The organism is Pseudomonas sp. NFACC04-2 (assembly GCF_900119265.1).
Classification (GTDB): Bacteria; Pseudomonadota; Gammaproteobacteria; order Pseudomonadales; family Pseudomonadaceae; genus Aquipseudomonas; species Aquipseudomonas fluorescens_AA.
Window position 1 is genome coordinate 501,479 of record NZ_FPJC01000001.1, and the last position, 25,470, is coordinate 526,948.

Below are 25,470 nucleotides of genomic sequence, written 5' to 3' on the forward strand. Positions count from 1 at the left end.
TGTAGAACGCAAATTCGGAAAACACTGCCTACCTTGTAGGATTCTGCGACACCCTCACGGTTGGTGATCGGGAATACGCCACGTATGATCCCTCACAACCTCCCGCCGAATAGAAGCCTATGTCACTGATAGTTCTATTGCTTTTGCCCTTCATCGGCAGCTGTGTCGCGGCGCTGCTGCCGCATAACGCCCGTAACGCCGAATCCCTGCTGGCCGGCCTCGTCGCCCTGGCCGGCACCGTTCAGGTGGCCTTGCTGTACCCGCAGATCGCCGACGGCGGCGTGATCCGCGAGCACTATGACTGGCTGCCCAGCCTGGGCCTGGATTTCGTGCTGCGCCTGGACGGTTTCGCCTGGCTGTTTTCGTTGCTGGTGCTGGGCATCGGTACGCTGGTGTCGCTGTACGCCCGCTATTACATGTCGCCAGACGATCCGGTGCCGCGCTTCTTCGCCTTCTTCCTGGCGTTCATGGGGGCCATGCTCGGGCTGGTGATCTCCGGCAACCTGATCCAGATGGTGTTCTTCTGGGAGCTGACCAGCCTGTTCTCGTTCCTGTTGATCGGCTACTGGCACCACCGCGCCGACGCTCGGCGCGGAGCCTATATGGCCTTGATGGTGACCGGTGCCGGCGGGCTTTGCCTGTTGGCGGGGGTGATGCTGCTCGGCCATGTTGTGGGCAGCTATGAGCTGGACAAGGTCCTGGCCGCTGGCGACCTGATCCGTGCCCATGCCCTCTACCCCATCCTGTTGCCGCTGATCCTGATCGGCGCCCTGAGCAAAAGCGCCCAGTTTCCGTTCCACTTCTGGCTCCCCCACGCCATGGCCGCCCCCACGCCGGTGTCGGCTTACCTGCACTCGGCGACCATGGTCAAGGCCGGGGTGTTCCTGCTGGCACGGTTATGGCCGTCGCTGTCGGGCAGTGAAGAATGGTTCTACATCGTCAGCGGCGCGGGGGCCTGTACCTTGCTGCTGGGCGCCTACTGCGCCATGTTCCAGAACGACCTCAAGGGTTTGCTGGCCTACTCCACCATCAGCCACCTCGGGCTGATCACCCTGTTGCTGGGTCTGAACAGTCCACTGGCGGCCGTGGCGGCGGTGTTCCATATCCTCAACCATGCCACGTTCAAGGCCTCCTTGTTCATGGCCGCCGGTATCATCGACCACGAAAGCGGCACCCGCGACATTCGCAAGCTCAGCGGCCTGGTGCGGCTGATTCCGTTCACCGCGACACTGGCCATGGTCGCCAGCGCGGCCATGGCCGGGGTACCGTTGCTCAACGGTTTCCTGTCCAAGGAAATGTTCTTCGCCGAGACGGTGTTCATTTCCGCCACCGCCTGGATCGAGCTGGCGCTGCCGATCATCGCCACCATCGCCGGGACGTTCAGCGTCGCCTACTCCCTGCGCTTCACCGTGGATGTGTTCTTCGGCCCCACCGCCACCGACCTGCCCCATACCCCCCACGAACCACCGCGCTGGATGCGTGCGCCGGTGGAGTTGCTGGTGTTCACCTGCCTGTTGGTGGGGATTTTTCCGGCCCAGGTGGTCGGCTCGTTGCTCGCCGCCGCCGCATTGCCGGTGGTGGGCGGCACGCTGCCCGAGTACAGCCTGGCGATCTGGCACGGCCTGAACGCGCCAATGATCATGAGCCTGGTGGCGATGTCCGGCGGCATCGTCCTGTACCTGTTGCTGCGCAATCAGTTCCGGCAAGGCCACATCAAGCACCCGCCGTTCATTGGCCGACTCAGCGGCAAGCGCCTGTTCGAGCGCTGCCTGGTGCTGATGATGCGCCAGGGCCGGCGCCTGGAACGACGGATCAGCACCCGCCGCCTGCAGGCCCAGTTGTTCTGGCTGGTCCTGGCCGCCGTGCTCGCGGGGCTGATCCCGATGCTGCACAGCACGCTGGTCTGGGGCGACCGGCCGAAGATCCCCGGCTCCATCGTTTTCGTCACCCTGTGGCTGCTGGCAATCATCTGTGCCCTGGGGGCGGCCTGGCAGGCCAAGTATCACCGGCTCGCGGCCCTGACCATGGTCAGCGTCTGCGGCCTGATGACCTGCGTGACCTTCGTCTGGTTCTCCGCCCCCGACCTGGCCTTGACGCAATTGGTAGTGGAAGTGGTGACCACGGTGCTGATCCTGCTGGGCCTGCGCTGGCTGCCACGACGGATCGAGGACGTCTCGCCACTGCCCAACAGCGAGCGGCGCGCGCGCATCCGGCGCCTGCGGGACTTGCTGCTGTCCATCGCGGTGGGCGGCGGCATGGCGCTGTTGTCCTACGCCATGCTGACGCGCCAGACGCCCAACGACATTTCGTCGTTCTACTTGAGCCGCGCTCTGCCCGAAGGCGGCGGCAGCAACGTGGTGAACGTGATGCTGGTGGATTTCCGTGGCTTCGACACCCTGGGGGAAATCACCGTGCTGGTGGCGGTGGCCCTGACGGTGTTCGCCCTGTTGCGGCGTTTCCGACCACCGAAGGAAAGCATGCAGCTACCGGCGCAGCAGCGCCTGCTGGCGCCGGACGTGGTCACCGACCTGGTCAACCCGCGCCATGCCAGCGACACCGCCTTGGGCTTCATGATGGTGCCGTCGGTGCTGGTGCGCCTGCTGCTGCCGATCGCCCTGGTGGTGTCGTTCTACCTGTTCATGCGCGGCCACAACCAACCCGGTGGCGGCTTCGTGGCCGGGCTGGTGATGTCCGTGGCGTTCATCCTGCAATACATGGTCGCCGGCACCCAGTGGGTCGAGGCGCAAATGAGCCTGCGCCCGCTGCGCTGGATGGGCACCGGCCTGTTGTTCGCCACCGCCACCGGCCTGGGGGCGATGGCCGTGGGTTATCCGTTCCTGACCACCCACACCTGGCATTTCGAATGGCCGTTGCTGGGTGACATTCACCTGGCCAGCGCGTTGTTCTTCGACATCGGTGTGTACGCCGTGGTGGTCGGTTCCACCCTGTTGATCCTCACCGCCCTGGCGCACCAGTCGGTGCGGGCCCATAAGCCGGGCCTGCAAGCCAAACCCATCGCCCCCGTCACAGGAGCCACCGTCTGATGGAAGAAGTCATCGCAATCGCAATCGGCGTACTGGCCGCCTCCGGCGTCTGGCTGGTGCTGCGGCCACGGACCTTCCAAGTGGTCATGGGCCTGTGCCTGCTGTCCTATGGCGTCAACCTGTTCATCTTCAGCATGGGCAGCCTGTTCATCGGCAAGGAACCGATCATCAAGGACGGCGTACCCCAGGACCTGCTGCACTACACCGACCCGCTGCCCCAGGCGCTGGTGCTGACCGCCATCGTGATCAGCTTCGCCATGACCGCGCTGTTCCTGGTGGTGCTGCTGGCGTCCCGGGGCCTGACCGGTACCGACCATGTGGACGGTCGGGAGCCCAAGGAATGATAGTGACACCCCATTTGATCGCCGCGCCCATCCTGCTGCCGCTGCTGACCGCCGCGGTGATGCTGATGCTGGGCGAGAAGCACCGCCCGCTCAAGGCCCGGATCAATCTGTTTTCCAGCCTGCTGAGCCTGGGCATCGCCGTGCTGTTGCTCTACTGGACCCAGGACCAGGCCTTGCCCGCCTCCATTGGCGTGTACCTGCCCGGCAATTGGCAGGCGCCATTCGGCATCGTCCTGGTGGTCGATCGCCTGTCGGCGCTGATGCTGGTACTGACCGGCATCATCGGCGTCAGCGCACTGCTCTTCGCCACGGCCCGCTGGGACCGCGCCGGTGCCAGTTTCCATGCGCTGTTCCAGATCCAATTGATGGGCCTCTACGGCGCCTTCCTGACGGCGGACCTGTTCAACCTGTTCGTGTTCTTCGAAGTGCTGCTGGCGGCTTCCTACGGCCTGATGCTGCACGGCTCGGGCCGAGCGCGAGTGTCGTCGGGCCTGCATTACATCTCCATCAATCTGCTGGCCTCGTCGTTGTTCCTGATCGGCGCGGCGCTGATCTATGGCGTCACCGGCACGTTGAACATGGCCGACCTGGCCCTGAAAATCCCGCTGGTGCCGGAGGCCGACCGCGGCTTGCTGCATGCCGGAGCAGGCATTCTCGCGGTGGCGTTCCTGGCCAAGGCCGGCATGTGGCCGCTGAACTTCTGGCTGGTGCCGGCCTACAGCGCCGCCAGCGCACCGGTTGCGGCGCTGTTTGCGATCATGACCAAGGTTGGCGTCTATACCATTCTGCGCCTGTGGACGCTGCTGTTCTCCGGCCAGGCCGGCGCCTCGGCGTATTTCGGCGCCGACTGGCTGGTCTACGGTGGCATGGCGACCATCGTCTGCGCCGCCATCGCCATTCTCGCCGCCCAGCGCCTGGAGCGCATGGCGAGCCTGAGCATCCTGGTCTCGGCGGGGATCCTGTTGTCGGCCATCGGCTTCGCCCAACCGAACCTGGTGGGTGCGGCGCTGTTCTATCTGGTGAGTTCGACCCTGGCGCTCTGTGCGCTGTTCTTGCTGGCCGAACTGATCGAACGTTCGCGCTCGGCCAATGAACTGTCCCTGGACGACGACTTCGACACCTTGCCGCGACCGCTGGAATCCTTGCAGCCGCCCAAGGGCATCAACCTGGATGACGAGCAAAAAGCCGTGGTCGGGCAGGTGATTCCCTGGACCATGGCGTTCCTTGGCTTGAGCTTTATCTTCTGTGCGCTGTTGATCATCGGCATGCCGCCGCTCTCGGGGTTCATCGGCAAGCTGAGCCTGCTCAGTGCCCTGCTCAATCCCCAAGGGCTCGAAGCCAGTGCCGGGACGCCAGTGTCGAACCAGGCCTGGGCCTTGTTGGCGTTATTGATCCTGTCGGGGCTGGCCTCGTTGATCGCCTTCTCGCGCCTGGGCATCCAGCGCTTCTGGACGCCGCAAGAGCGACCCTCCCCATTGCTGCGGCCGTTCGAATGCCTGCCGATCGTCGTGCTCCTGGCCCTGGGCATCGCCCTGACTTTCAAGGCCGAGCCGTTGCTGCGCTATACCCAATCCGCCGCGGATGCGCTGAACAACCCGGAACATTACGTGATGTCGGTACTTGCCACCCGCGCCGTGCCCAACCCCGAAACCCGCGCCGTGTTGCGGGAGGTGCAGCCATGAAGCGCCTGTTTCCCGCCCCGTGGTTGTCCCTGGCGCTGTGCTTGTTGTGGCTGGTGTTGAACGTGTCCCTCAGCGCCGGCCATCTGCTGCTGGGTGCTGCACTGGGGTTCCTGGCCCCGTTGATGATGCGCCCGTTGCGACCGCGGCCCATCCGTATCCGTCGGCCATGGATGGTGTTGCGCTTGTTCCTGCTGGTGGGCCGCGACGTGCTGGTGTCCAACCTGGCGGTGGCCTGGGGTGTGCTGAACGCCTGGCGCCGGCCACCTCGCTCACGGTTCATCAAGGTGCCGCTGGACCTGCGCGACGCCAACGGCCTGGCCGCGCTGTCGATGATCACCACGGTGATTCCCGGGACCGTCTGGTCGGAACTGGCCCTGGATCGCAGCATCCTGTTGATGCACGTGTTCGACCTGGCCGACGAGGCGTCATTCATCGCGCATTTCAAGGCCACCTACGAGCGCCCGTTGATGGAGATTTTCGAATGAGCCCGTTGCTGTCCAATGCGATCCTGTTGAGCCTGTTCCTGTTCTCCCTGGCGATGGTGTTGACCCTGTGGCGGCTGTTCAAGGGCCCTTCGGCCCAGGACCGGGTATTGGCCCTGGACTATCTGTACATCGTGGCGATGCTGATGATGCTGGTGCTGGGCATCCGTTATGCCAGTGACACCTATTTCGAGGCGGCGCTGCTGATCGCCCTGTTCGGCTTTGTCGGCTCGTTTGCCCTGGCCAAGTTCCTGCTGCGTGGCGAGGTGATCGAATGAACGGCGAGCTGTCGATGTGGGTTGAAATCCCGGTGGCGATCCTGCTGGTACTCAGCAGCCTTTTCGCCCTGGCCGGGGCGATCGGCCTGGTGCGCTTGAAGGATTTTTTCCAGCGCATGCACCCACCGGCGCTGGCCTCCACGCTGGGGGCCTGGTGCGTGGCGCTGGCCTCGATCGTGTATTTTTCGGCGCTCAAGTCCGGGCCGGTGTTGCACGCCTGGCTGATCCCGATCCTGCTGTCGATCACCGTACCGGTGACCACCCTGCTGCTGGCACGGGCAGCGTTGTTCCGCAAACGCATGGCTGGGGATGATGTGCCGGCGGAAGTGAGCAGTCGCCGAACCGGACAGGACGGCTGACCGCTACCTTGAGGCGAACACCCTTGTGGCGAGGGAGCTTGCTCCCGCTGGGCTGCGCAGCAGCCCCGAGACCTGTCACCTCGGAGTGTCAGGCTGTTTGTGTTCAGCTTTTGGGAGGGCTGCGCCCTCCAGCGGGAGCAAGCTCCCTCGCCACAAAAACGGGTCGTCTTGTGTAAGTCCCTCCCACCCTTGCACTGCCGTTCAGGCCCACGCCACCGTCAGCAACCCCGCCCCGAGCACCACGCACAACGGCGAATAGACCCAGGTGTCGAGCCTGGCGAACGTCGAGCCCTTGACCTCCTTGAAGAAGCCCACCAGGTTCGACTCGCCAATGGCCCGGGCGAACATCAGCAAGGCGATCGCACTGATCAGCCACTGCAACGCCCGATGGGTGACCGGCTGGGCCAGCAGGCCGACCCGCAGGCACACCAGCAGCGCAATCATCAGCAGTGCCAGGGCGACCAGCAACGTCAGCCAGCCCGAGGGGTCGAACGCCGGTCGCAGCGCCTCCCCCTGCCTCACCGGCACCTGGGGCACCACCGCCAGGGCCGCCCACCGCCCACCCAGGGCCCAATACAAATGAATCAAGCTGATGGTCGCAAACACTGCGACCAGCGACCGAGCCAATAAAAGCGTCATTCGCCAGCCTCCTGAAAAAGGTTGAACAATCATCCTAGCTCGAATTTGGCATTTCGCTGGACGGGCGCAGGGTGCCAGTTTCCAGTGAATGATTCATTGCCCAGGATCAAGCGTTCAACCCGCTGGCACGCGCGCCACCCTAGTGTCCTGTTTCGCAAATACGTTTCTTTTTTGGCGAGTGGCTGTTGTCGTCAGGCAAGGCGCCGCGACGAGTCATAGCCCGCTACGGCGAGGAACGGCAACGCAGCATCACGACAACAGACGCCGTCAAAAAGGAACAGTATTTGTGATACAGGACACTAGAGGCCGGCGGACACCTTGTCGGCGACCTCCTTGGGCAACCAGGCCTGCCAGACCTCAGGATGGGCCTTGAGGAACGCCTCGGCGGCTTCACGGGGTGGCGTGCGCTTCTCGCTCATGTCGGCCAGGGCCTTGTTCAACGGCTCGATGGGCAAGTCGACCTTGCTGAAGAACTCGGCAATCTCCGGATACTGCTTCTGGAATGGCACCGAGACACCGATCGACAGTTTCGAGGCCAGTGAGCGGGTCGGCTTCGGGTTGGGGTTATCGGCATCGGTCAGGGTTTTCCAGGCCTCGGCATCGAACGGCGGCTCTTGCAACTGCACCAGCTTGAAGCGCCCGAGCAGCGGCGTGGGCGACCAGTAGTAAAACAGGATCGGCTTGCCCCGGCGGATCGTCGAGGTGATTTCCGCATCCAGCGCCGCCCCCGAGCCGCTGCGAAAATTCACGTAGCTGTCGGACAAGCCATACGCCTTGAGCTTCTGTTTGTTGACCACCTCGGAGGTCCAGCCGATGGGGCTGTTGAGGAAGCGGCCCTTGTCGGGGCTCTCCGGATCCTTGAACACGTGCTTGTAGCGCGCCAGGTCTTCGACGCTGCGCAGGTCCGGCGCCAGGGGCTTGATGCCCTTGGCCGGGTCGCCCTTGATGACGTACTCAGGCACCCACCAGCCTTCGGTCGCGCCTTTGACCGTATCGCCCAAGGCGACCACCTTGCCCTCGGCCTCGGCCTTCACCCACACGGGGCTGCGACCGGCCCATTCTTCGCCGATCACCTGTATGTCGTTGTTGGCCAGGGCGGTTTCCAGGGTAATGGTGGTGCCGGGCAATGTATCGGTCTGCAATCCATAGCCCTTTTCAACGATGACTCGCAGGATATCGGTGATCAGGCTGCCACTTTCCCAGTTCAAGTCGGCAAAGTGGATCGGCGCTGTGGCAGCCGACACCGGAAGGGGTGAAACCAACACAGCGAAGGTGGCCCAGGCAGCCAGCCACTGTCGAACTCGTTTCATGCTTTGCACCTCATGCCAGATACAGCAATAGCTGAACGGCCCTGCGTAACCGAACGCAAGCCCCTGAATAGTTCAGTCAATTGACTGTAGCCGAGGTTCCAGCGAGTTCTTGCGAAACTGTCAGTGGTTTGGGCGCACAGGCTCCGAAACAGTCACTCGCTGGCCTTGAAAGTCACCAGCTCGCCCTTGCGCCACTTGGCGGCCTTGGCGGTCACCGCCTTCAAGGTCTTGGTCAAGCCTTCCTGCAACTGTTCGTTGGCCGCAAACACGGTCACCACGCTGTGACCTTCCTTGAACAGGATGGCGTGACCACCAGAGGTCGTGACGAAGGCGTAATCGCCCAGGCCATAGACCGTCAGCTTGATTTCGCGAAAGCGGATTTCAAACTTGCCACCTTCGCGACTGGGCAATACCGCTGCACGAAAATGATCACCGACCTTGAGCTCGAGCCTGGGCTTGTCATCGACCACCAGGGCCGACTCGGTGTCGATTTCGGCGACATAAATACCTTCGGCGGTCTGCTCGGTGATGTAGACGAAACGCGACTGGAATTGTTTGACCAGTTTTGCCCGCAGGTCACCAAGTACAAATAACGCATGCATGTCGAGATTACTTACTGCCAAGGAAACATCCCCATTTTTGAAAAAGACCCGCCCTGCGCAAAGGACGGACCACGAGAACCCGTACCGACTGTAGTGTCGTAATGGACCTGTCACTGAAATTCGAAATGAACGGCGCGCCCCTGTCCCGAGCCGAGAGCAGACTAAAGGTTGCCGCTCTCGCCGTCTTTCCCGGGGGGTCGCCAGAGGCTGAAGGAAAACGCCACTCTGAGCATCGGAAAAGATGGGACTACTAACTTTAGGGAAATTTCTCACTTAAAAAAGCATTTTTCTGACATCGAGCCCAAAAAAAATTGCTTTAGATAGGCGCAACCGTCCACAAGACGCTGCCGATTCTAGAGCAGCCGAAGGCGTGGAGACTACTCGAAGTACCCGGCAATTCGTCGGTAAACCATGAAAAGGAATTCACAATGGCCACTTTCACCACTCAAGCCCTCCCCGCCGCCCCGTGCATCGTTGAACCAGGCAACAGCGTCGACGGCACCGATTGCCTGCCAATTTCGTTGATTCAACCGCGTTATCGGGTCGTCTTGGCCGGCAAGTGTTTTTTTCACATTGAAGAAACATCGACTGGACGTGTAAGAGGATTCCGCACCGACCATAACGAGGCCTGCTACCTCGCCAGACGCCTCGAAAACAGCGCCTGAAACGCTTATGTGTCCGTACATGAGTTAACTCAGCCGCCGATGGGCAACTACTGCCATACTGCCCGCCCAGCGAAGATCGTCGTAAATCGGCGGATCGCGCACCCATAATGGTTTCGAGGAGAAGGCGCGACGTGACGGAATTTGATATTGGCGAGTTTTTTATCCGGGGCGAAGCCAGAGAAGTCGAAGGCGAGTTCCAGGCCGTCATCGTGATGCGTGCCAAACCACCGTTGACCACCGTCAGTTGCCACCAGGTGGAAAAGGATCGCTGGTTCAAGACTTCGCAACTCGCGGCCGAGGCTGCCAGGGAAGCAGCCAGGGCGTTGAAGGCCGCCGTGGATGAAGGGGCCTTGAAAGCCTGATTCCAATCGAACTCCTGATGACCGCTTGCCTCAGATAAAGGTAAGCCCCGAGGCGCCACGACGGCGCCCCACCTAAAGGAGACTTCCATGGAACAGCCTTCTCACGAACTCAGCACCCTGTTCGACCAACTCGGCCTGCCCTCGGACGGCAACGCCATCGACGACTTCATCGTGGCGCACCCATTGGCTCCGGAGATCAAGCTGGTGGAAGCCGACTTCTGGTCGGACCAGCAAAAAGACCTGCTGCGCGAATGGCTGCTGGCCGACGGCGAAGAAGCGGTGCTGGTGGATCAACTGAATGTGCGGCTGCACGACGGTAAATAGCAGCCAGACCTTTAGCCAGAGCCAAGACTGCTATGGCAGCCAGGACCTTTGACTGAGTGCAAGGCAGCTCTTGTGGCGAGGGAGCTCGCTCCCGCTCGACTGCGCAGCAGTCGCCCTGCGTGCTGCCGGCTCGGTATTTCACCCTATTGGCTGCATCCAGCTCTTTGGGGCTGCTGCGCAGCCCAGCGGGAGCAAGCTCCCTCGCCACAGGATTGTGGTGGCAGGAATCCCACCATCTGCAATCAGGCCTAACGCGGCTTCTCGGGTTTATAGCCCAACCGCAAACCACCCCAATGACGCCCCTTGAGCATGATCGGCACGGAGAGATCGTGCATCAGTTCTCCCGTGTCGCGGGTGTAGGTCTGGAGCAATACGCGTTGCTGGTGGCTGCCACAACGAATCCCGGTGCGATCGGAGAATTTGCGCTTGGTGCGATTATTCAACGTGTCCACCTGGGTATCGCCAGTCAGTGGCTGGCTGAACACCTTGTTGTGGGTCGGCACATAACCCTGCTGGGTGCAGGCAATCGCAAACACCAACCCTTCGTGGCGGGCCAGCAACGGCTCCTGGATCGCCGGCAGGACCTGGTCGGTGTAGCGGTCGAAACGGGTCTGGAATTTGGCCGGTTGGGTATTGGGGATCGGCTGGTAATTACGGTCGAACAGGTCCTCCAGGCTGACACGGCCCTGGTCGATGTCAGCCTCGAACTGCGCGGCGATCTGGCTCGCCCCTTCCCGCGCCAGGTCGTAGACCCGTTGGTGATAATCGTCGAGCCCCACCTCGGCCAGGCGTTCGCTGATGGTTTCGGCCTGGCCTTCCATCTGCACCGCCGCCTCGGCCAGGCGCTGGGTCTGCTGGTCGCTGATGGACAGGTCGCTGCGCATCTGCTCGATGGCATGGAACAGGCTGTCGAGTTGTTCGCGATTAGTATCGGTGCCTTGGGCGATGGCACTGACCTGGGTTTCGACGCCGGCGGCGAGCCGGGCGATGTTTTCCAGATGCTGACCGGTGTGCTCCACCTGCTGCACGCCGCTGTCCAGGTCAGCGGCCAATTGACGGATCTGCTCCACCACCTGGGTCGTGCGCTGCTGGATGTCGGCCACCATCACCCCGACTTCGCCGGTGGCCGCGGCGGTGCGCCCGGCCAGGCCACGGACCTCATCGGCCACCACCGCGAACCCACGGCCATGCTCACCGGCGCGGGCCGCCTCGATGGCCGCGTTCAGCGCCAGCAGGTTGGTCTGGCTGGCAATCGATTGGATCACCAGGCTGACTCGCTGGATTTCATCGCTGCGTACGCTCAAGGCTTCGATCAACTCACGGCTGTCATTCGCGCGCTGGCTGAGCTGGTGCATGCGGCTGATGGACTCCACCAGTTCGCTACGCCCGGCCACGCTGCTGCGATGGGCCTCGCTGGCAGCGCCCAAGGCCTGCTGGCTGAGTTGCGAAGTGGCCTGTTCGGTGGCGATCATCGATTCGGCATTGCTGACGATCTGCGCCGCCGCATCGAGTTGGGACTGGACTTTGCCGGCCAGTTGCTTGACCGAATAGGCGACACCGGCCGCCGACAGCGCGTTATGGCTGGTGGTGTAGGACAGGTCGCGGGTCAGCTCGGCCAATGTGTCGGTCGTGGATGCGGGTGCCGCGGCCACGCGCGAACGCAGGCGCGGCAACCAGACGATGAGCATGACCAGCGGCAGGCCCAGGTACAGCGACCAACCGCCCAGGGCCATGCCGCACAGCAGCAAGGCCAGGGCGAGGCTCTGCAAGGTCGGCGTCAGCCAGCGTGCCGCGCTTTTTGTCGCAGGTACCGAGGCCGGCACCGCACCCGCCAGCGTTCCGTCTGTCGCCATGTTCGTCACCCACATTTTCGTTGTTATGACCGCATTAAACGCCACTACCGAGCCATTATCCATGGTCCATTAGTCGGGTTCTTGCAGCAGGTCAACGGAAGTAGGCGAACAGGCACAGGCGAAAGCAAAAGATCGCGGCCTTCGTCAAAAGGTCGCGATCTTTTTTCGGAAAACGCGAATCAGGCCTGACGCTGGTGCTTGTCGATCTGTTCGTGACGTTCCTGGGCTTCGATGCAGTACTTGGTGGTCGGGCTGATCAGCAGGCGCTTGAGGCCGATCGGCTCGCCGCTGTCGTCGCACCAGCCGAAGCTGTCGTCGTTGATACGGTCCAGGGCCTGCTCCAGTTGAGGCAGCATGCGCTGGTCGCGATCGATGGCGTTGACCAGCCAGGTACGCTCTTCTTCTACGGAAGCAGCGTCCGCCGGGTCGGCCGGGGTGTCCAGGCTCTCAATGGCGATTCGGTTCTGTTCGATGCGCTCGTGGGTTTCGACCTTCATGTTCTGCAACAGCTTGGTGAAGAAAGCCAGCTGCTCGGCATTCATGTAGTCATCCGCCGGCATGGCCAGCAACTTTTCCTTTGTCATTGATTTCTCTATAAAAAAACGTGCATTAAGGCGAATTATGGAGCGTCCCGCAGCGCAGCTGCCACGCTCATCGGGAAGGCGCCGTCTATTCCAAGCGCCACCCGGCACTCAATTTACGAGGGGCGGCAGTCTAAGGCCGAGTCGAGGCCTCAGCAACTGAAAACATAGGGAAAATGTCCGACAACCCCCTCAAATGTTCTCTGACAGGCTTTTGGCAGTCATCGGAGTGCGTTTATAACAAGAAATTCGGTGCAATAGCTGTATTAAGAAGACAAATGGCAACGCCACGCGGGTCAGGCGTGGCGCTTTGTCGCAACCTCAGGGGGATCAGCGCTTGAGTTTGCGCTTGTTGCGGTACTGGTCGATGACCACCGCCACCACGATGATCAAGCCCTTGATGATGTCCTGGATATAGGCATCGACGCCAACGAAGGTAAAGCCGCTGGCCATCACCCCGAGGATCAGCGCCCCGATCACGGTCCCGGTGATGCGTCCCACCCCGCCCGCCAGGCTGGTGCCGCCGATCACCGCCGCCGCAATCGCGTCCAGCTCGTAGGACATGCCCATGCCCGCCTGCCCGGTCGCCGCTCGCGCCGAAGCCACCACGCCGGCCAAGCCCGCCAGCAACCCGGCAATGCTGTAGACGATCACCAGGTGACGCTTGACGTTAATGCCCGAGGTCCGCGCCGCCTGCATGTTGCCGCCAATGGCGTAGGTGTACTTGCCGTACTTGGTGTAGCGCAGGGCGATGTGGAAGATCACCGCCACCACCAGGAAGATGATCACCGGCATGGCGCCATGGCCGATGGCGGTGTAGGAATCGGACAACATGCTCACCGGCTGGCCTTCGGTGTAGTAGCGCGCCAGGCCACGGGCCGAGACCATCATGCCGAGGGTGGCAATGAATGGCGGGATGCCGGTGATTGCAATGATGCTACCGTTGATCGCCCCGGCCAGCAGCCCTACCCCGAGCCCCGCCACCACCGGTATCCACACCGGCAAATCCGTCAGCGAGGGAAACACCGCCCGGGCGAAGTCCGAGGTCTGGGCCAGGCTGGCGGCGATCATCGCCGACAACGCCAGCACCGAGCCGGACGACAAGTCGATACCGGTGGTGATGATCACCTGGGTCACGCCGATGGCCAGCAGGCCGATGATCGAGACTTGCAGGATCATCAACACCAGGCGCTGGGAGTTCATCAGGAAACTCTGGTCGCGCATGATCCAGCCGAACATTTCGAACACCAGGCCAATACCGATCAGCACCAGGAAGATGCTCAACTCCGTCGGCAGACGCCGCCGGGGCCTGGTCGGTGCTGCCGCGGGTTTGTTTTCCAGTATTGCGTTCATAGCCATTCACCTTTTTATTCTTTGTCCAGGGTGCTCGTCGCCGCTGGGCACCGCCGTTGCTCTTGAACAGGGCCGCTTCGCGCCCCAGCGGGAGCAAGCTCCCTCGCCACGGGAATATTGCTCGATGTCACTTCTCTACCAATAGGCATCAGGACAGGCCCGAAGCCAGTTGCATCACTCGTTCCTGGGTCGCTTCGCTGCGGTCGAGGGTGCCCATCAGGTCACCTTCGTGCATCACCATGACCCGGTCGCTCATGCCCAATACTTCCGGCAGTTCCGAGGAAATCATGATCACCGCCATGCCTTCGCTGGCGAGGTAGGAAATCAGCCGATAGATCTCGGCCTTGGCGCCAACATCGATGCCGCGGGTCGGCTCGTCGAGAATCAGGATGCGCGGGTTGGTCATCAGCCAGCGCGCCAACAGCGCTTTCTGCTGGTTGCCGCCGGACAAGGTGTCGATGCACTGCTCCAGCGACGGGGTCTTGACCCGCAGCTTCTTGCACATGTCCTCACACAAGGCGCGCAGGGCTTTCTGCTGGATGAAGCCGTTGCCGACGTAATGGGGCAGCACCGCCATCTCCATGTTCTCCAGCACCGACAGGCACGGGAACAGGCCGCTGAGCTTGCGGTCCTCGGTCAACAGCGCGAAGCCCTTCTCGATGGCCATGTGTGGATCGCTGATGCGCACGGGTTGGCCGTCCAGCCGGATCTCGCCGCCGGTGCTCGGGGTCACGCCGAAAATCGCCTCGGCCACGTTGGTCCGGCCCGAGCCCATCAACCCGGCGATGCCCAGGATCTCCCCGGCATGCAGGTCGAAGGACACACCTTTGAAAATGCCGTCCAGGCTCAGGTCGCGCACCGACAGCACCAACTCACCGATGGGTTGCTCCCGCACCGGGAACAACTGGCTCAGTTCGCGCCCGACCATCATCGAAATCAAGCTGTCGCCATCCATGCTGTCGGCCCGTTGCAGGCCGATGTAGGCGCCGTCGCGAAACACCGCCACTTCATCGGCGATGGCGAACACTTCGTTCATCTTGTGGGTGATGTAGATGATGCCCTTACCCTGGGACTTGAGGTCGGCAATGATCGAGAACAGGTGGGCGACTTCGGTCTCGGTGATGGCCGAGGTCGGCTCGTCCATGATCAGGATGTCGGAGTCATACGAGACGGCCTTGGCAATCTCCACCATCTGCCGCTCGGCGATGCTCAGGTTGCCCACCTGCTCCTCGGGATCGAGCTTGATGCGCAGGCGTTCCAGCAGCCGGGCGGTGCAACGGTGCATCTCGCCATGGTCAACCATGTGCAGGCCGTTGAGCTGCTCGCGGCCGATCCAGATGTTTTCGGCGATGCTCATGTGGGGCATCAGGTTCAGTTCCTGATGGATCATCGCGATGCCGGCCTGCAACGCCGCGAGCGGCGTGTCGAACCTCACCGGCTTGCCGCGAAGGCGCAGTTCACCGGCGTCGGGCTGGTAGATGCCGGCGATGATCTTCATCAAGGTGGATTTGCCCGCACCGTTCTCGCCCATCAGGGCCAGCACGGAGCCGGGGCGTACCCGCAATTGAACATCGGACAGGGCCACCACACCGGGAAAGCCCTTGCTGACATTGACGACTTCCAGCAGGTACGGCTCATCAAGTGATACATCCGGCTGGAAAGTCATGGCCGGGGCGCTCGAAGCAGTCGCTGAAGCGAACATGATCAGGTACTCCCTCGGCAAGGTCGGCGTTGCGACCCTGCCTGCTTATTATTGTGGTGGGGCCGGGTTGAACGTCACTTGAACTGATCGACGTTTTCCGGCGTGATCAAGCGGTACGGCACCCAGACGGCCTGCTCGACCGGCTGCTTCTTGACCATTTTCACCGCCGTGTCGATCGAGCCATCGGCCTGGCCCTTGGCGTCCTGGAACACCGAGACCGCCATTTCGCCTTTCTTGATGGCGTTCAAGCCATCCGGCGTGCCATCGACCCCGGCAATCAATACGCTGCCCTTCTCGGTGCCCGCTTGCTTGAGGGCCATGGCGGCGCCGATGGCCATCTCGTCGTTGTTGGCCACCACCGCCTGGAACTCCCGTCCCTGGGTCAGCCAGTCGTTGACCAGGGTCATGCCCTTGTCGCGCAACCAGGTGCCGGTCTGTTCCTGTTCGATCTTGATGCCCGGGTATTTGGCCAGCACGTCCTTGACGCCCTTGGTGCGGTTGGTGGTGGAGTTGTTGGCCAGGTCACCCAACAGGATCACGATGTTGCCCTTGCCGCCCATTTTTTCAGCCAGGTATTGCATCTGCATGCGCCCGGCTTCCAGGTCGTCGGAGGCCACGGTGACCACGCCTGCCGGCAGTTTCAGGTCGTCGGGACGGCGATTGACGTAGACCAGCGGGATACCGGCGGCCACGGCGGCCTTGGTGATGCGCTGGGTCGCGGCGGTGTCCACCGGGTTGACGATGATTGCGTCGACCTTCTGGCTGATGAAGCTTTCCACCTGGCTCAGTTGCTTGACCACATCACTGCGGGCATCTTCGAACTGCAGGGTGACGCCGTCGGGCAGGGACTTGGCTTTCTTGTCCATGGATTCGCGCAGGTAGGTCAACCAGGTGTCATCGAACTGGGACATGCTGACGCCGATCTTCAGGTCCGCCAGGGCAGCGCCGCTGGTGAGCATCAACGACAGGGCCAGCGAGGCGATACGGGTCTTGGTCTTCATGAACGGTCTTTCTCCACTTTTTTGTTGGTTTTATGGATAAGGCGTAGCGGATCAGGAACGGGGCAAGCGCACGATGGGCGCGCCGGGCACGCAACAGACCATGGCGCCGTTGCGCTGGATACACAGGGATTCGAACAGGGAAAAGACTGCGGACAGGCGCAGTAGACGTGGCAGGTGAAACGCAGAGCGGCTAAAGGTTTTCATCGACGGTACCTAGCTGTGTTTCTTGTTTTTGTTTCGTCTATCGTCCGTTCAAAGCTGGCATGGCGGAAGACAAACAGGGTTGTCGGTAACCTGGAATCGACTTTATTGGAAAATATTTTCCATATCAACTGATTTTAGAATTTTATTCGTTTTTTATTCCATGACCCACCGGTGTGGACAACCGCACCACGTCGCCCTGCTCGGCACTCTGCCTGGCAGCGTCGAGGATGCGGGTGGTCGCCAGCGCATCACGGGCCTCCACCGGCAGCGGGCCAGCGCCCACCAACGCGCTTTGCAAGTGTTGGTAGAACGTCAGCCAGCAGCCACGCTCCGAGGTCACCCGCTCGCGCTCGGTGCCGTGTTCGAACCAGCCCCAACGCCGATGTTCTTCAGCCCCCCAGCGCTCGCCCTCGGTCGCCGGACTCAAGCCGGCCAATGCCTGGGCTTCTTGCCCGTCCAGGCCATCGACGGTGTAGCAGCCCTGGGTGCCGTTGACCCGAAAGCGCGGGCGCGGTGCGTTTTGCACGCAATTGCCGCTCAAGTGGGAGATCACGCCGTTGGCATGGGTCAAGGACATGAAGAAGCCGTTGTCGAACACCTGGTCCGGCTGCCGGTAGTCCAGTTCGGCGTAGACCCGTACCACCGGCCCGAACAGTTGCAGCGCCTGGTCCGCCAAGTGGCTGCCCAAATCCCGCAGGAACCCACCACCGCTGCCTTTGCCTACCGAGGTTGGCGAATAACGTTCGACACTCGACTCAAAACGAATGACTTGCCCGAGCGCCCCGGAGGCCAATAGTTTGCGCAGGGTCAGGAAATCCGAATCCCAGCGGCGGTTCTGGTACACGCTCAAAGGTACATTGCGACGCTCGGCGGCCAGCACCATCGCCTCGGCCTGGGCGGCGTCAGGGGCGAACGGTTTGTCGCTGACCACCGCCACGCCGAGTTCAATGGCTTGCATCACAATGGCCGGGCGACCGTCCAAAGGCGTGGACACCACCACTGCATCGACGCCGGCCGCCACCAATTGTTCGAGGGTATCGAAGGCCTGGGCCTGCGGGTGATCGCTGGCCAATTGTTGGCGGCGCTCGGCGGACCGGGTCACCACGCCGACGAAAGTAGCCCCCGGCAGACTGCTGATCAGCGGCGCGTGAAAGAACCGCCCACCCTTGCCGTAGCCGACTAGTCCGATTCGCATGAAAGCTCCTTGTTCATCACTGAATGAATGCAATCCCTGTGGGAGCTGAGCCCCCACAGTTTGACCGAGTACCTTTGAGAGAACGCAGCCGACTGTGGGAGCGGGCTTGCTCGCGAAGACGGCGGTACATTCAACATTGATGTCGACTGAAACTAAGCCTTCGCGAGCAAGCCCGCTCCCACAAGGGATTGGGGTTAGACGTAGAAACGCGGGCGCTCGGGCAGGTCGACCTTGACGATCTGCCCACTCTGCTGCGCTTCGATACAGGCATCCGCCGCCACCGCCGCCGCAAACCCATCCCAGGCCGAGGGCCCGCCCACTTGCCCGGCGCGCACGCCATCGATGAAGGCCTGCAATTCGACATCGTAGGCCGCGATGAAGCGGTCCTTCCAATCCATCAGGATCGCATTGGACAGCTTGGCGCCGCTGCGCAGTTGCACCTGGGACGGTTCTGGCAGCTTGGCGATGCCGGTCTCCCCCACCACTTCGCATTGGATGTCATAGCCGTACTGGCAATTGACGAACACCTCGACGTCGATGCGCGTGCCCCGGGCGGTTTCCAACAGGACGATCTGCGGGTCCCGCAAGTGAGCCAGGGCCTTGCTGGTCTTGCGTGGGAACACCACCTGCACCGACACATAGTCATCGGCCAGCAACCAGCGCAACACATCCAGCTCGTGGATCAGGGTGTCGGTGATCGCCATGTCGGTCTTGTAGTTCTCGCCCACGCGCGGGTTACGGTGGGCGCAGTGCAGCATCAGGGGCTCACCGATCTGGCCACTGTCGATCACCGCCTTGAGTGCCCGATAGCCTTCATCGTAAGGACGCATGAAACCGACTTGCACCAGGCGCTTGCCATGGGCCACTTCGGCGTCGACGATCTTGCGGCAACCTTCGGCCGTGACCGCCAGGGGCTTTTCGCAGAACACCGGTTTGCCCGCCGCAATCGCCGCCAGCACAAACTCTTCATGGCTCGGGCCCCAGGAGGTGACGAGGATCGCCTCCACGTCCGGCGCCTTGATCAACGCATGACCGTCGGGATACACCTCGGCGGTCAGTTTCAAATCGGCCACCACCTTCGCCGCCTGGGCGAGGTTGATGTCCGTCACTGCCACCACCTGGCTGTTGAGCAAGGTCTGGCTGCAACGACGGATATGGTCCTGGCCGATGGCCCCGGTGCCGATGACGCCCAGCTTCAAAGACATGTAGAACTCCTTTCGTAGGGTTGGGGCAATTAATACTGACGGGCCTGGGCCAGTCGTTCATTGAGGGTTTTGGCGACGGCATCGGTGCGGGCACTGGTGGAGATTTGCGCCACGCCCACACGCCACCACGATAGGTAGCTGTGAATCATGGTCTTGGGCAGGACCTTGATGTCGATCAAGGTAGAGACCGTCTGGCGCCGCGCATCCGCCAGGGCCGCGCGCAGTTCTTCCAGGGTCGTCACCTTGTAGGTCTTGCAGCCATAAGCCGCGGCACTCATGGCGAAGTCCACCGGCACGAAGGCGCCGTCGAGCTTGCCGGTGTCCGGGTTACGGAAACGAAACTCGGTGCCGAAGCTGTCCATGCCATTTCCCATCTGCAAGTTGTTGATGCAGCCGAAGGCCATGTTGTCCAACAGCACCACGTTGATCTTGCGTCGCTCCTGGATCGAGGTCGCCAGTTCCGAGTGCAGCATCATGTAGGAGCCATCGCCCACCAGGGCGTACACCTCTTTGTCGGGCTCGGCGAGTTTCACGCCCAAGGCCGCATTCACCTCATAGCCCATGCACGAATAGCCGTACTCGACGTGATAGGTGTTCACGCCCTTGCTGCGCCAGGCGCGCTGCAAGTCGCCGGGCAAGCTGCCGGCGGCGGCGACGATAATCGCATCGTCGGCCAGGGTTTCGTTGAGGGTGCCCAGCACGCGGCTCTGGGTCAGGCAGGAACCGGTGAGTTCGATGAATTCGCGAAACACCGCCGGGTCCATGTGGTCGTCGATTTCCGGAAGAAACTCCTCGACGCGGTAATCGGCCTGGTAGACGCGGTCCACCTCGGCGTCCAAGCGAGCCTTGGCATCGGCTATCTGGCCGCCCCACTCGGCGCGGTAGTCGCCCATTGCCGCAGACAGCGCCTGCAGGCCTGAGCGGGCGTCGGCCAACAACTGCACACCGTCGAGCTTCAGGGCGTCGCACGGGCTGATATTGAGATTGAGGAACCGCACGTCCGGGTGCTGGAACAACCATTTGGAGCCGGTGGTGAAGTCGCTGTAGCGCGTCCCGATGCCTATGACCAGATCGGCGTCCTTGGCCAGCAGGTTCGCCGCCAGGCAGCCGGTCTCGCCGACGCCACCGACGTTCAACGGATGGCTCGACACCACGGCACTCTTGCCAGCCTGTGTCTCGGCGAAGGGAATGTCGAAACGCTCGGCGAAGGCCTGCAACGCCGCATTGGCTCCGGAATACCGCACGCCGCCGCCACAGATGATCAACGGCTTGCGCTTGCCTTTGAGCAGCGCCAGGGCATCGCCGAGCATCGCTTCGGTGGCCGGGCGACGGTCGATGCGGTGCACGCGTTTTTGCAGGAAGTAATCCGGGTAATCGTAGGCCTCGGCCTGCACGTCCTGGGGCAGCGCCAGGGTCACCGCGCCGGTTTCAGCCGGGTCGGTGAGCACGCGCATGGCCTGGATCGCCGCAGTCATCAACTGCTCGGGGCGGTTGATGCGGTCCCAGTATTTGCTCACGGCCTTGAAGGCGTCGTTGGTGCTGATGCTCAGGTCGTGGAATTGCTCGATCTGCTGCAGCACCGGGTCCGGTTGGCGACTGGCATAGACATCGCCGGGCAACAACAGCAACGGGATCCGGTTGGCCGTCGCGGTGGCCGCGGCCGTCAGCATGTTCGCCGCGCCAGGGCCGACCGACGAGCTGCAAGCGTAGATCTTGCGGCGCAGGTGCTGCTTGGCAAAACCGATGGCCGCGAGGGCCATGCCCTGTTCGTTACGGCCCTGATGGACCACCAGGTCGCCGCTGTCCTGTTCCAGCGCCTGGCCCAGGCCCAGCACGTTGCCGTGGCCGAAAATGGTAAAGACCCCGGCGACGAACTTGCTCTGGACGCCATCGACCTCGATGTATTGGTTATCGAGGAATTTCACCAGGGCCTGGGCCATGGTCAGTCGTGTTGTGGTCATGCTTGCACCTTTTTTGGAATGCACATCTTGTGGCTGGCCCAAATTTCCTGTGGGAGCGGGCTTGCTCGCGAAAGCGGTGTGCCAGGCGAAATCGATGTTGAATGTGCCACCGCCTTCGCGAGCAAGCCCGCTCCCACATGGGGTCGGCGCCAGACCAACAATCGTGTCAGGCCTGGGGATTGCGCAGGTGATTCATACTCGCCCCCAGCGCCTGGCGGATATCTGCCAGTTCATGGACGCTCTCGGCGAACGGTTCGAAGGAGAGGTAGCCCTCATACCCCCCGGCCCGCAACGCCTCGATCTGCCTGGCATTGCCAAGAATGTCAGCCGCGCCCACCAGCACCCGATGGCCATCGCGAATGGTCGTCAACGGCGCCTGGGCATCTTCGACCCCGGAGATGTGCACCAGCCCGGTCAGTTCGGGAAAGCACTCCTGCTCCCCCGCCAGATGATGGTGAAAGGTGTCGTGCACCAGGCGGAACACATCCAGCCCGCCGATGGCCTTGATCGCCTCCACTGCCGTGCGCTTGCGCCGCAACGAACACTCTTCGAAACCCAGGGGTTCGATGAAACCGTAGATGCCGAAGGCGCGCAGGATCGGCGCCAGTTCGCTGAGGGCGGTACGTAGCCCCGCCGCCCGTTCAGCTTCGCTGCGCGGGTCGGCGCGGTCGTTGAGCGGGCACATCACCAGCCCCTCGGCGCCGCATTCACGGGCGTAATCGGCCAGCCGCACGGCCTGGGCGCGACGCTCCTCGTTCCACACGTCGAAAGGGTAAAGGGCATTGATCGACAGCACCTTGATGCCCCTTTCCTCACACAACTCACGCACGCGGCCGGGCGGCATGCCGTCCTCGATCTCGACACCCTTCAGATCGTTGCGGATCTCGATGGCATCGGTTTTCAACGCAAGCGCCAGGTCAATGAATTCGGGCAGTGACAGGCGCGGGGCAACCATTCGATTCAAGGCAAAACGCAGGGGCTTATTCATTGTTGTTCTCCCTCCGGCACTGTAAAAAACGGATTATTGGGCAGTCGGCATGCTGAATTCAGGCCCCTTGGCGATGCTGTCGGGCCAGCGCTGCATCACGCTTTTGTAGCGGCTGTAGAAACGCAGGCCTTCTTCGCCATAGGCGTGATGATCGCCGAACAGCGAGCGTTTCCAACCACCGAAAGAGTGCCAGGCCATGGGCACCGGAATCGGCACATTAATCCCCACCATGCCGACCTTGATGTTGCGGGCAAACGCCCGGGCGATGCCGCCGTCACGGGTGAAACACGACACGCCGTTGCCGAACTCATGGGCGTTGATCAGCGCCACCGCCGTGGCGAAGTCCGGTACACGGACGATCCCCAGCACCGGCCCGAAAATCTCTTGCTGGTAGATGTTCATCTCGGCGGTGACCTGGTCGAACAGCGTCGCGCCGACAAAGAACCCCTGCTCGGCCCCCGGCACCTTGAAGCCACGGCCATCGACGATCAGTCGGGCACCCTCGGCCACGCCGGCGTCGATGAAACCTTCCACCTTGGCCTTGTGTTCGGCGGTGACCAGCGGCCCCATGTCGGTACCGGGCTGCTGGCCGTCGCCGATCTTCAGTTGATCAATGCGGGGCAACAGTCTGGCAATCAATTCATCCCCCACATCACCCACCGCCACCGCGATGGAAATTGCCATGCAGCGTTCGCCGGCCGAGCCGTAGGCCGCACCGATCAACGCATCCGCCGCCTGGTCGAGGTCGGCGTCGGGCATGACGATCATGTGGTTCTTCGCCCCGCCCAGGGCCTGGACTCGCTTGCCATGGGCCGTACCCTGCTGGTGGATGTATTCGGCAATGGGCGTGGAGCCGACAAAGGAAATCGCCTCGATGTCCGGGTGCTGCAACAGCGCATCCACCGCCACTTTGTCACCCTGGACTACGTTGAACACACCGTCCGGCAAGCCAGCTTCAGTCAGCAGCCGAGCCATCAACAGACTGGCGGACGGGTCGCGCTCCGAAGGCTTGAGGATGAAGCAGTTGCCGGCGACCAGCGCCAGGGGAATCATCCACAGCGGCACCATCACCGGGAAATTGAACGGCGTGACCCCGGCGCATACCCCCAGGGGCTGGCGCAGGTTCCAGTTGTCGATGCCGCCACCGATGTTGTCGCTGAAATCGGTCTTGAGCAGGTTCGGCGCACCGCAGGCGTACTCGACGATCTCGATGCCGCGAGTGACTTCACCATGGGCGTCGGACAGCACCTTGCCGTGTTCACGGCTGATGATCTGCGCCAGTTCGTCGTGATGCCGATCGAGCAATTCCTTGAACTTGAACATCACCCGCGAACGGCGCAGGGACGACTGCTCGGACCAGGCCGGGAACGCCGCCAGCGCCGAAGCCACCGCCGCGTCGACAGTGCCCGATTCGGCCAGGGCCACCCGGGCCTGCACCGCACCAGTGGCCGGGTTGAAGACATTGCTCAGGCGCGCGTTGTCGCTGGCCTGAATTCGACCGTCGATGTAATGGCCTACTACCGGGGCGTCGCTCATTGTTCTTGTTCTCCATGGAAGGTGTGGCATTCAGAGGTCGAGCAGCCAACTGTGCTGCGGGTCGTTATGGAACTGCCAGACCCGCTTCGGGCCGGCCATGACGTTCAGGTAATACGACTCATACCCGTAGGGCACGCTGACCGGGTGATAACCTTTGGGCACCACCACCAGGTCGCTGTTTTCCACGGCCATGGCCTGGTCGATGCTGCGGTCGTCGGTGTAGACCCGCTGGAACACGAAGCCTTGGGACGGGTTGACTTGGTGGTAATAGGTTTCCTCCAAGAAGCTCTGGTGCGGCAGGTCATCGGTGTCGTGTTTGTGCGGCGGGTAACTCGAGGAGTGCCCCGACGGCGTGCGCACTTCCACCACCAGCAGTGAGTGGGCCGGTTCGCTGTCCGGCAGAATGTCGCAGACATAACGGGTGTTGGCGCCCTTGCCGCGCACGCTGCGCTTCATGCTGTCGGGCCGGATCAACCGCGGGCCGTATTCGTTTTGGGCCGAACCCGGTGCGGCACACACGGCGATTTGTACATCGCTGAGGGCGGTCACCTGGGCCTGGCTGCCGGGCGGCAGGTACGCGGCATAGGGCGACTTTTCCTCGAACACCGACTGGCGATCCCCGAGGTTGTCCCAATCAAAGGCGCCCTGCCCCGGCGCTTCGCCCTTCAGGCTGATTCGCCCGCTGAGCAGCACCAGGCACAGTTCCTGGTCGCCAGCGGCCACCGGCAGGGTTTCACCCAGGCTCAGGCGGTAGGCGGCGAACCCGACGTATTCCAGCTCGCCCGCTGGCAACTGGACCATGGTCCGGCCGCTGGAGTGGCTCTTGATCAACAGGCTCATGACAGTCTCCTTTCTTGCAGCAAGGCGCGCAGGGTGTCGTAGCCCTTCTTGGCGTAGGCATAACTCGGCGCTACGGCGGGGTCCTGCTCGGCTTCCACTACCAGCCAGCCCTGGTAGTCGGCGGCCAGCAGCACATCGAGCAACGCGGCGAAGTCGATGTCGCCATCCCCCGGCACGGTGAAGGTGCCGTTGATGATGCAGTCGGGGAAGCTCCAAAGGTTATTGCGCGCCAATTGCACCACCGGTTTGCGCACGTCCTTGAAGTGCACATGACAGATCCGTTCGATGTGTTTGCGCAGCACCTGCAATGGTTCGCCACCGCCCATGTAGCAGTGACCCGAATCGAACAACAGACCCACTTCGCTGCCGGTCAGGGCCATCAATTTGTCGATGTCCGCGGGCGACTCGATGTAGGCGCCCATGTGGTGGTGATAGGCCAGGCGCACGCCTTGGGACAAGGTGAAACGCGCCAGTTCGGTGAGTTTGTCGGCGTAGGCTTGCCAGGCCGCGTCGGTGTGAAAACGGGGCCGCTCGACCAATGGAATGCGTTGGCCTTGAATGGAATCGGCGACCTCGCCGTAGACCAGCACGTTGGCGCCATTGTGCGACAACAGCTCAACGTGGCTGGCGATGGCGTCGATTTCCTCGGCCGCCGAGCGCCGGGCCAGGCGACTGGAATACCAGCCGGAGACCAGCGCCAGGTCGTACGGCCGCAGCACATCGCCGACGCCCTTGGCGTCCTTGGGAAACTTGCCGTTGAGTTCGAAGCCTTCGTAGCCGATGGCTTTGCCTTCACTCAGCGCCGTACTCAACGGCGTCTCGCCGCCCAACGATGGCAAGTCGTCGTTGCTCCAGGAAATCGGGTTGATGCCAATTCGAATAGCGGGCATGGCTGCACCTTTTATTGTTTTTCACAAATCAGTAAGAACGACGCTGAACACTTGTGGGAGCGGGCTTGCT

The 25,470-nt window shown here is 62.3% G+C and carries 25 protein-coding genes; 9 read left to right on the forward strand and 16 right to left on the reverse strand.

Features of this window, described 5'->3' with window-relative positions; all coding sequences use genetic code 11:
- Positions 1-119 precede the first annotated feature (119 nt).
- The 6 genes from BT125_RS02090 to BT125_RS02115 are packed head-to-tail and all read left to right on the forward strand — an operon-like array spanning position 120 to position 6,189.
- Positions 120-3,044 (forward strand): monovalent cation/H+ antiporter subunit A, encoded by a 2,925-nt coding sequence (locus BT125_RS02090; protein WP_072404879.1) that lies wholly within the window; start codon positions 120-122, stop codon positions 3,042-3,044.
- Positions 3,044-3,388, forward strand: coding sequence for a Na+/H+ antiporter subunit C (locus tag BT125_RS02095; RefSeq protein WP_003202835.1), 345 nt, complete (start codon positions 3,044-3,046; stop codon positions 3,386-3,388). The genes BT125_RS02090 and BT125_RS02095 overlap by 1 nt, the downstream gene beginning before the upstream one ends.
- Positions 3,385-5,070, forward strand: coding sequence for a monovalent cation/H+ antiporter subunit D (locus BT125_RS02100; RefSeq protein WP_072404881.1), 1,686 nt, complete (start codon positions 3,385-3,387; stop codon positions 5,068-5,070). Before BT125_RS02095 ends, BT125_RS02100 begins: the two co-directional genes overlap by 4 nt.
- On the forward strand, positions 5,067-5,555 hold the full coding sequence (locus BT125_RS02105; protein ID WP_072404883.1) for a Na+/H+ antiporter subunit E: 489 nt from the start codon (positions 5,067-5,069) through the stop codon (positions 5,553-5,555). Before BT125_RS02100 ends, BT125_RS02105 begins: the two co-directional genes overlap by 4 nt.
- Positions 5,552-5,830: a K+/H+ antiporter subunit F gene (locus tag BT125_RS02110; RefSeq protein ID WP_003202841.1), complete on the forward strand. Its 279-nt coding sequence runs from the start codon at positions 5,552-5,554 to the stop codon at positions 5,828-5,830. Before BT125_RS02105 ends, BT125_RS02110 begins: the two co-directional genes overlap by 4 nt.
- Positions 5,827-6,189 carry a Na+/H+ antiporter subunit G gene (locus BT125_RS02115; protein ID WP_072404885.1) on the forward strand — a complete coding sequence of 121 codons (363 nt, stop codon included), beginning with the start codon at positions 5,827-5,829 and terminating at the stop codon, positions 6,187-6,189. Before BT125_RS02110 ends, BT125_RS02115 begins: the two co-directional genes overlap by 4 nt.
- A gap of 201 nt (positions 6,190-6,390) precedes the next feature.
- Here the strand turns inward: BT125_RS02115 and BT125_RS02120 are convergent, their stop codons facing one another.
- From BT125_RS02120 to BT125_RS02135, 3 genes are all read right to left on the reverse strand, one after another.
- Positions 6,391-6,828, reverse strand: a complete 438-nt coding sequence (locus BT125_RS02120; RefSeq protein WP_072404887.1) for a DUF3995 domain-containing protein — start codon at positions 6,826-6,828, stop codon at positions 6,391-6,393.
- Positions 6,829-7,127: 299 nt separating this feature from the next.
- A complete protein-coding gene (locus tag BT125_RS02130; protein WP_072404891.1) occupies positions 7,128-8,138 on the reverse strand; it encodes an ABC transporter substrate-binding protein in 1,011 nt (336 codons plus the stop codon).
- 152 nt (positions 8,139-8,290) lie between these two features.
- Positions 8,291-8,740 (reverse strand): hypothetical protein, encoded by a 450-nt coding sequence (locus tag BT125_RS02135; RefSeq protein WP_072404893.1) that lies wholly within the window; start codon positions 8,738-8,740, stop codon positions 8,291-8,293.
- A 428-nt stretch (positions 8,741-9,168) separates the two neighbouring features.
- Between BT125_RS02135 and BT125_RS02140 the strand changes: the two genes are divergently transcribed.
- The 3 genes from BT125_RS02140 to BT125_RS02150 all read left to right on the forward strand — a co-directional run bounded on the left by BT125_RS02140 (position 9,169) and on the right by BT125_RS02150 (position 10,091).
- On the forward strand, positions 9,169-9,405 hold the full coding sequence (locus BT125_RS02140; protein WP_139271658.1) for a hypothetical protein: 237 nt from the start codon (positions 9,169-9,171) through the stop codon (positions 9,403-9,405).
- A gap of 131 nt (positions 9,406-9,536) precedes the next feature.
- The gene (locus BT125_RS02145) at positions 9,537-9,767 is read left to right on the forward strand and encodes a hypothetical protein (protein WP_060741744.1); all 231 of its coding nucleotides are present in this window, start codon (positions 9,537-9,539) and stop codon (positions 9,765-9,767) included.
- Positions 9,768-9,854: 87 nt separating this feature from the next.
- Positions 9,855-10,091, forward strand: a complete 237-nt coding sequence (locus tag BT125_RS02150) for a DUF2789 family protein (protein WP_060741743.1) — start codon at positions 9,855-9,857, stop codon at positions 10,089-10,091.
- A 248-nt stretch (positions 10,092-10,339) separates the two neighbouring features.
- Here BT125_RS02150 and BT125_RS02155 read toward each other — a convergent pair whose 3' ends face one another.
- The 13 genes from BT125_RS02155 to iolE form a co-directional block, all read right to left on the reverse strand.
- On the reverse strand, positions 10,340-12,007 hold the full coding sequence (locus BT125_RS02155) for a methyl-accepting chemotaxis protein (protein ID WP_371857776.1): 1,668 nt from the start codon (positions 12,005-12,007) through the stop codon (positions 10,340-10,342).
- Positions 12,008-12,123: 116 nt separating this feature from the next.
- Entirely contained in the window at positions 12,124-12,528 is a 405-nt protein-coding gene (locus tag BT125_RS02160) for a TraR/DksA family transcriptional regulator (protein ID WP_003202859.1), read from the reverse strand.
- A 327-nt stretch (positions 12,529-12,855) separates the two neighbouring features.
- A complete protein-coding gene (locus BT125_RS02165; protein WP_072404895.1) occupies positions 12,856-13,878 on the reverse strand; it encodes an ABC transporter permease in 1,023 nt (340 codons plus the stop codon).
- A 148-nt stretch (positions 13,879-14,026) separates the two neighbouring features.
- Positions 14,027-15,580, reverse strand: a complete 1,554-nt coding sequence (locus BT125_RS02170; protein ID WP_072404897.1) for a sugar ABC transporter ATP-binding protein — start codon at positions 15,578-15,580, stop codon at positions 14,027-14,029.
- 74 nt (positions 15,581-15,654) lie between these two features.
- Positions 15,655-16,581, reverse strand: coding sequence for a sugar ABC transporter substrate-binding protein (locus tag BT125_RS02175; protein ID WP_072404899.1), 927 nt, complete (start codon positions 16,579-16,581; stop codon positions 15,655-15,657).
- 51 nt (positions 16,582-16,632) lie between these two features.
- A complete protein-coding gene (locus BT125_RS29385) occupies positions 16,633-16,785 on the reverse strand; it encodes a hypothetical protein (RefSeq protein WP_170866794.1) in 153 nt (50 codons plus the stop codon).
- 142 nt (positions 16,786-16,927) lie between these two features.
- On the reverse strand, positions 16,928-17,980 hold the full coding sequence (locus BT125_RS02180; RefSeq protein ID WP_072404901.1) for a Gfo/Idh/MocA family protein: 1,053 nt from the start codon (positions 17,978-17,980) through the stop codon (positions 16,928-16,930).
- Between the two features lie 194 nt (positions 17,981-18,174).
- Positions 18,175-19,185: a bifunctional inositol 2-dehydrogenase/D-chiro-inositol 1-dehydrogenase gene (locus BT125_RS02185; protein ID WP_072404903.1), complete on the reverse strand. Its 1,011-nt coding sequence runs from the start codon at positions 19,183-19,185 to the stop codon at positions 18,175-18,177.
- Between the two features lie 29 nt (positions 19,186-19,214).
- Entirely contained in the window at positions 19,215-21,146 is a 1,932-nt protein-coding gene (iolD, locus tag BT125_RS02190; RefSeq protein ID WP_072404905.1) for a 3D-(3,5/4)-trihydroxycyclohexane-1,2-dione acylhydrolase (decyclizing), read from the reverse strand.
- A gap of 166 nt (positions 21,147-21,312) precedes the next feature.
- The gene (locus BT125_RS02195) at positions 21,313-22,134 is read right to left on the reverse strand and encodes a TIM barrel protein (protein ID WP_072404907.1); all 822 of its coding nucleotides are present in this window, start codon (positions 22,132-22,134) and stop codon (positions 21,313-21,315) included.
- Between the two features lie 33 nt (positions 22,135-22,167).
- Positions 22,168-23,670, reverse strand: a complete 1,503-nt coding sequence (locus BT125_RS02200) for a CoA-acylating methylmalonate-semialdehyde dehydrogenase (protein ID WP_072404909.1) — start codon at positions 23,668-23,670, stop codon at positions 22,168-22,170.
- A 30-nt stretch (positions 23,671-23,700) separates the two neighbouring features.
- Positions 23,701-24,510, reverse strand: coding sequence for a 5-deoxy-glucuronate isomerase (gene iolB, locus BT125_RS02205; protein WP_072404911.1), 810 nt, complete (start codon positions 24,508-24,510; stop codon positions 23,701-23,703).
- The gene (gene iolE / locus BT125_RS02210; RefSeq protein ID WP_072404913.1) at positions 24,507-25,400 is read right to left on the reverse strand and encodes a myo-inosose-2 dehydratase; all 894 of its coding nucleotides are present in this window, start codon (positions 25,398-25,400) and stop codon (positions 24,507-24,509) included. The genes iolB and iolE overlap by 4 nt, the downstream gene beginning before the upstream one ends.
- Positions 25,401-25,470: the final 70 nt, after the last annotated feature.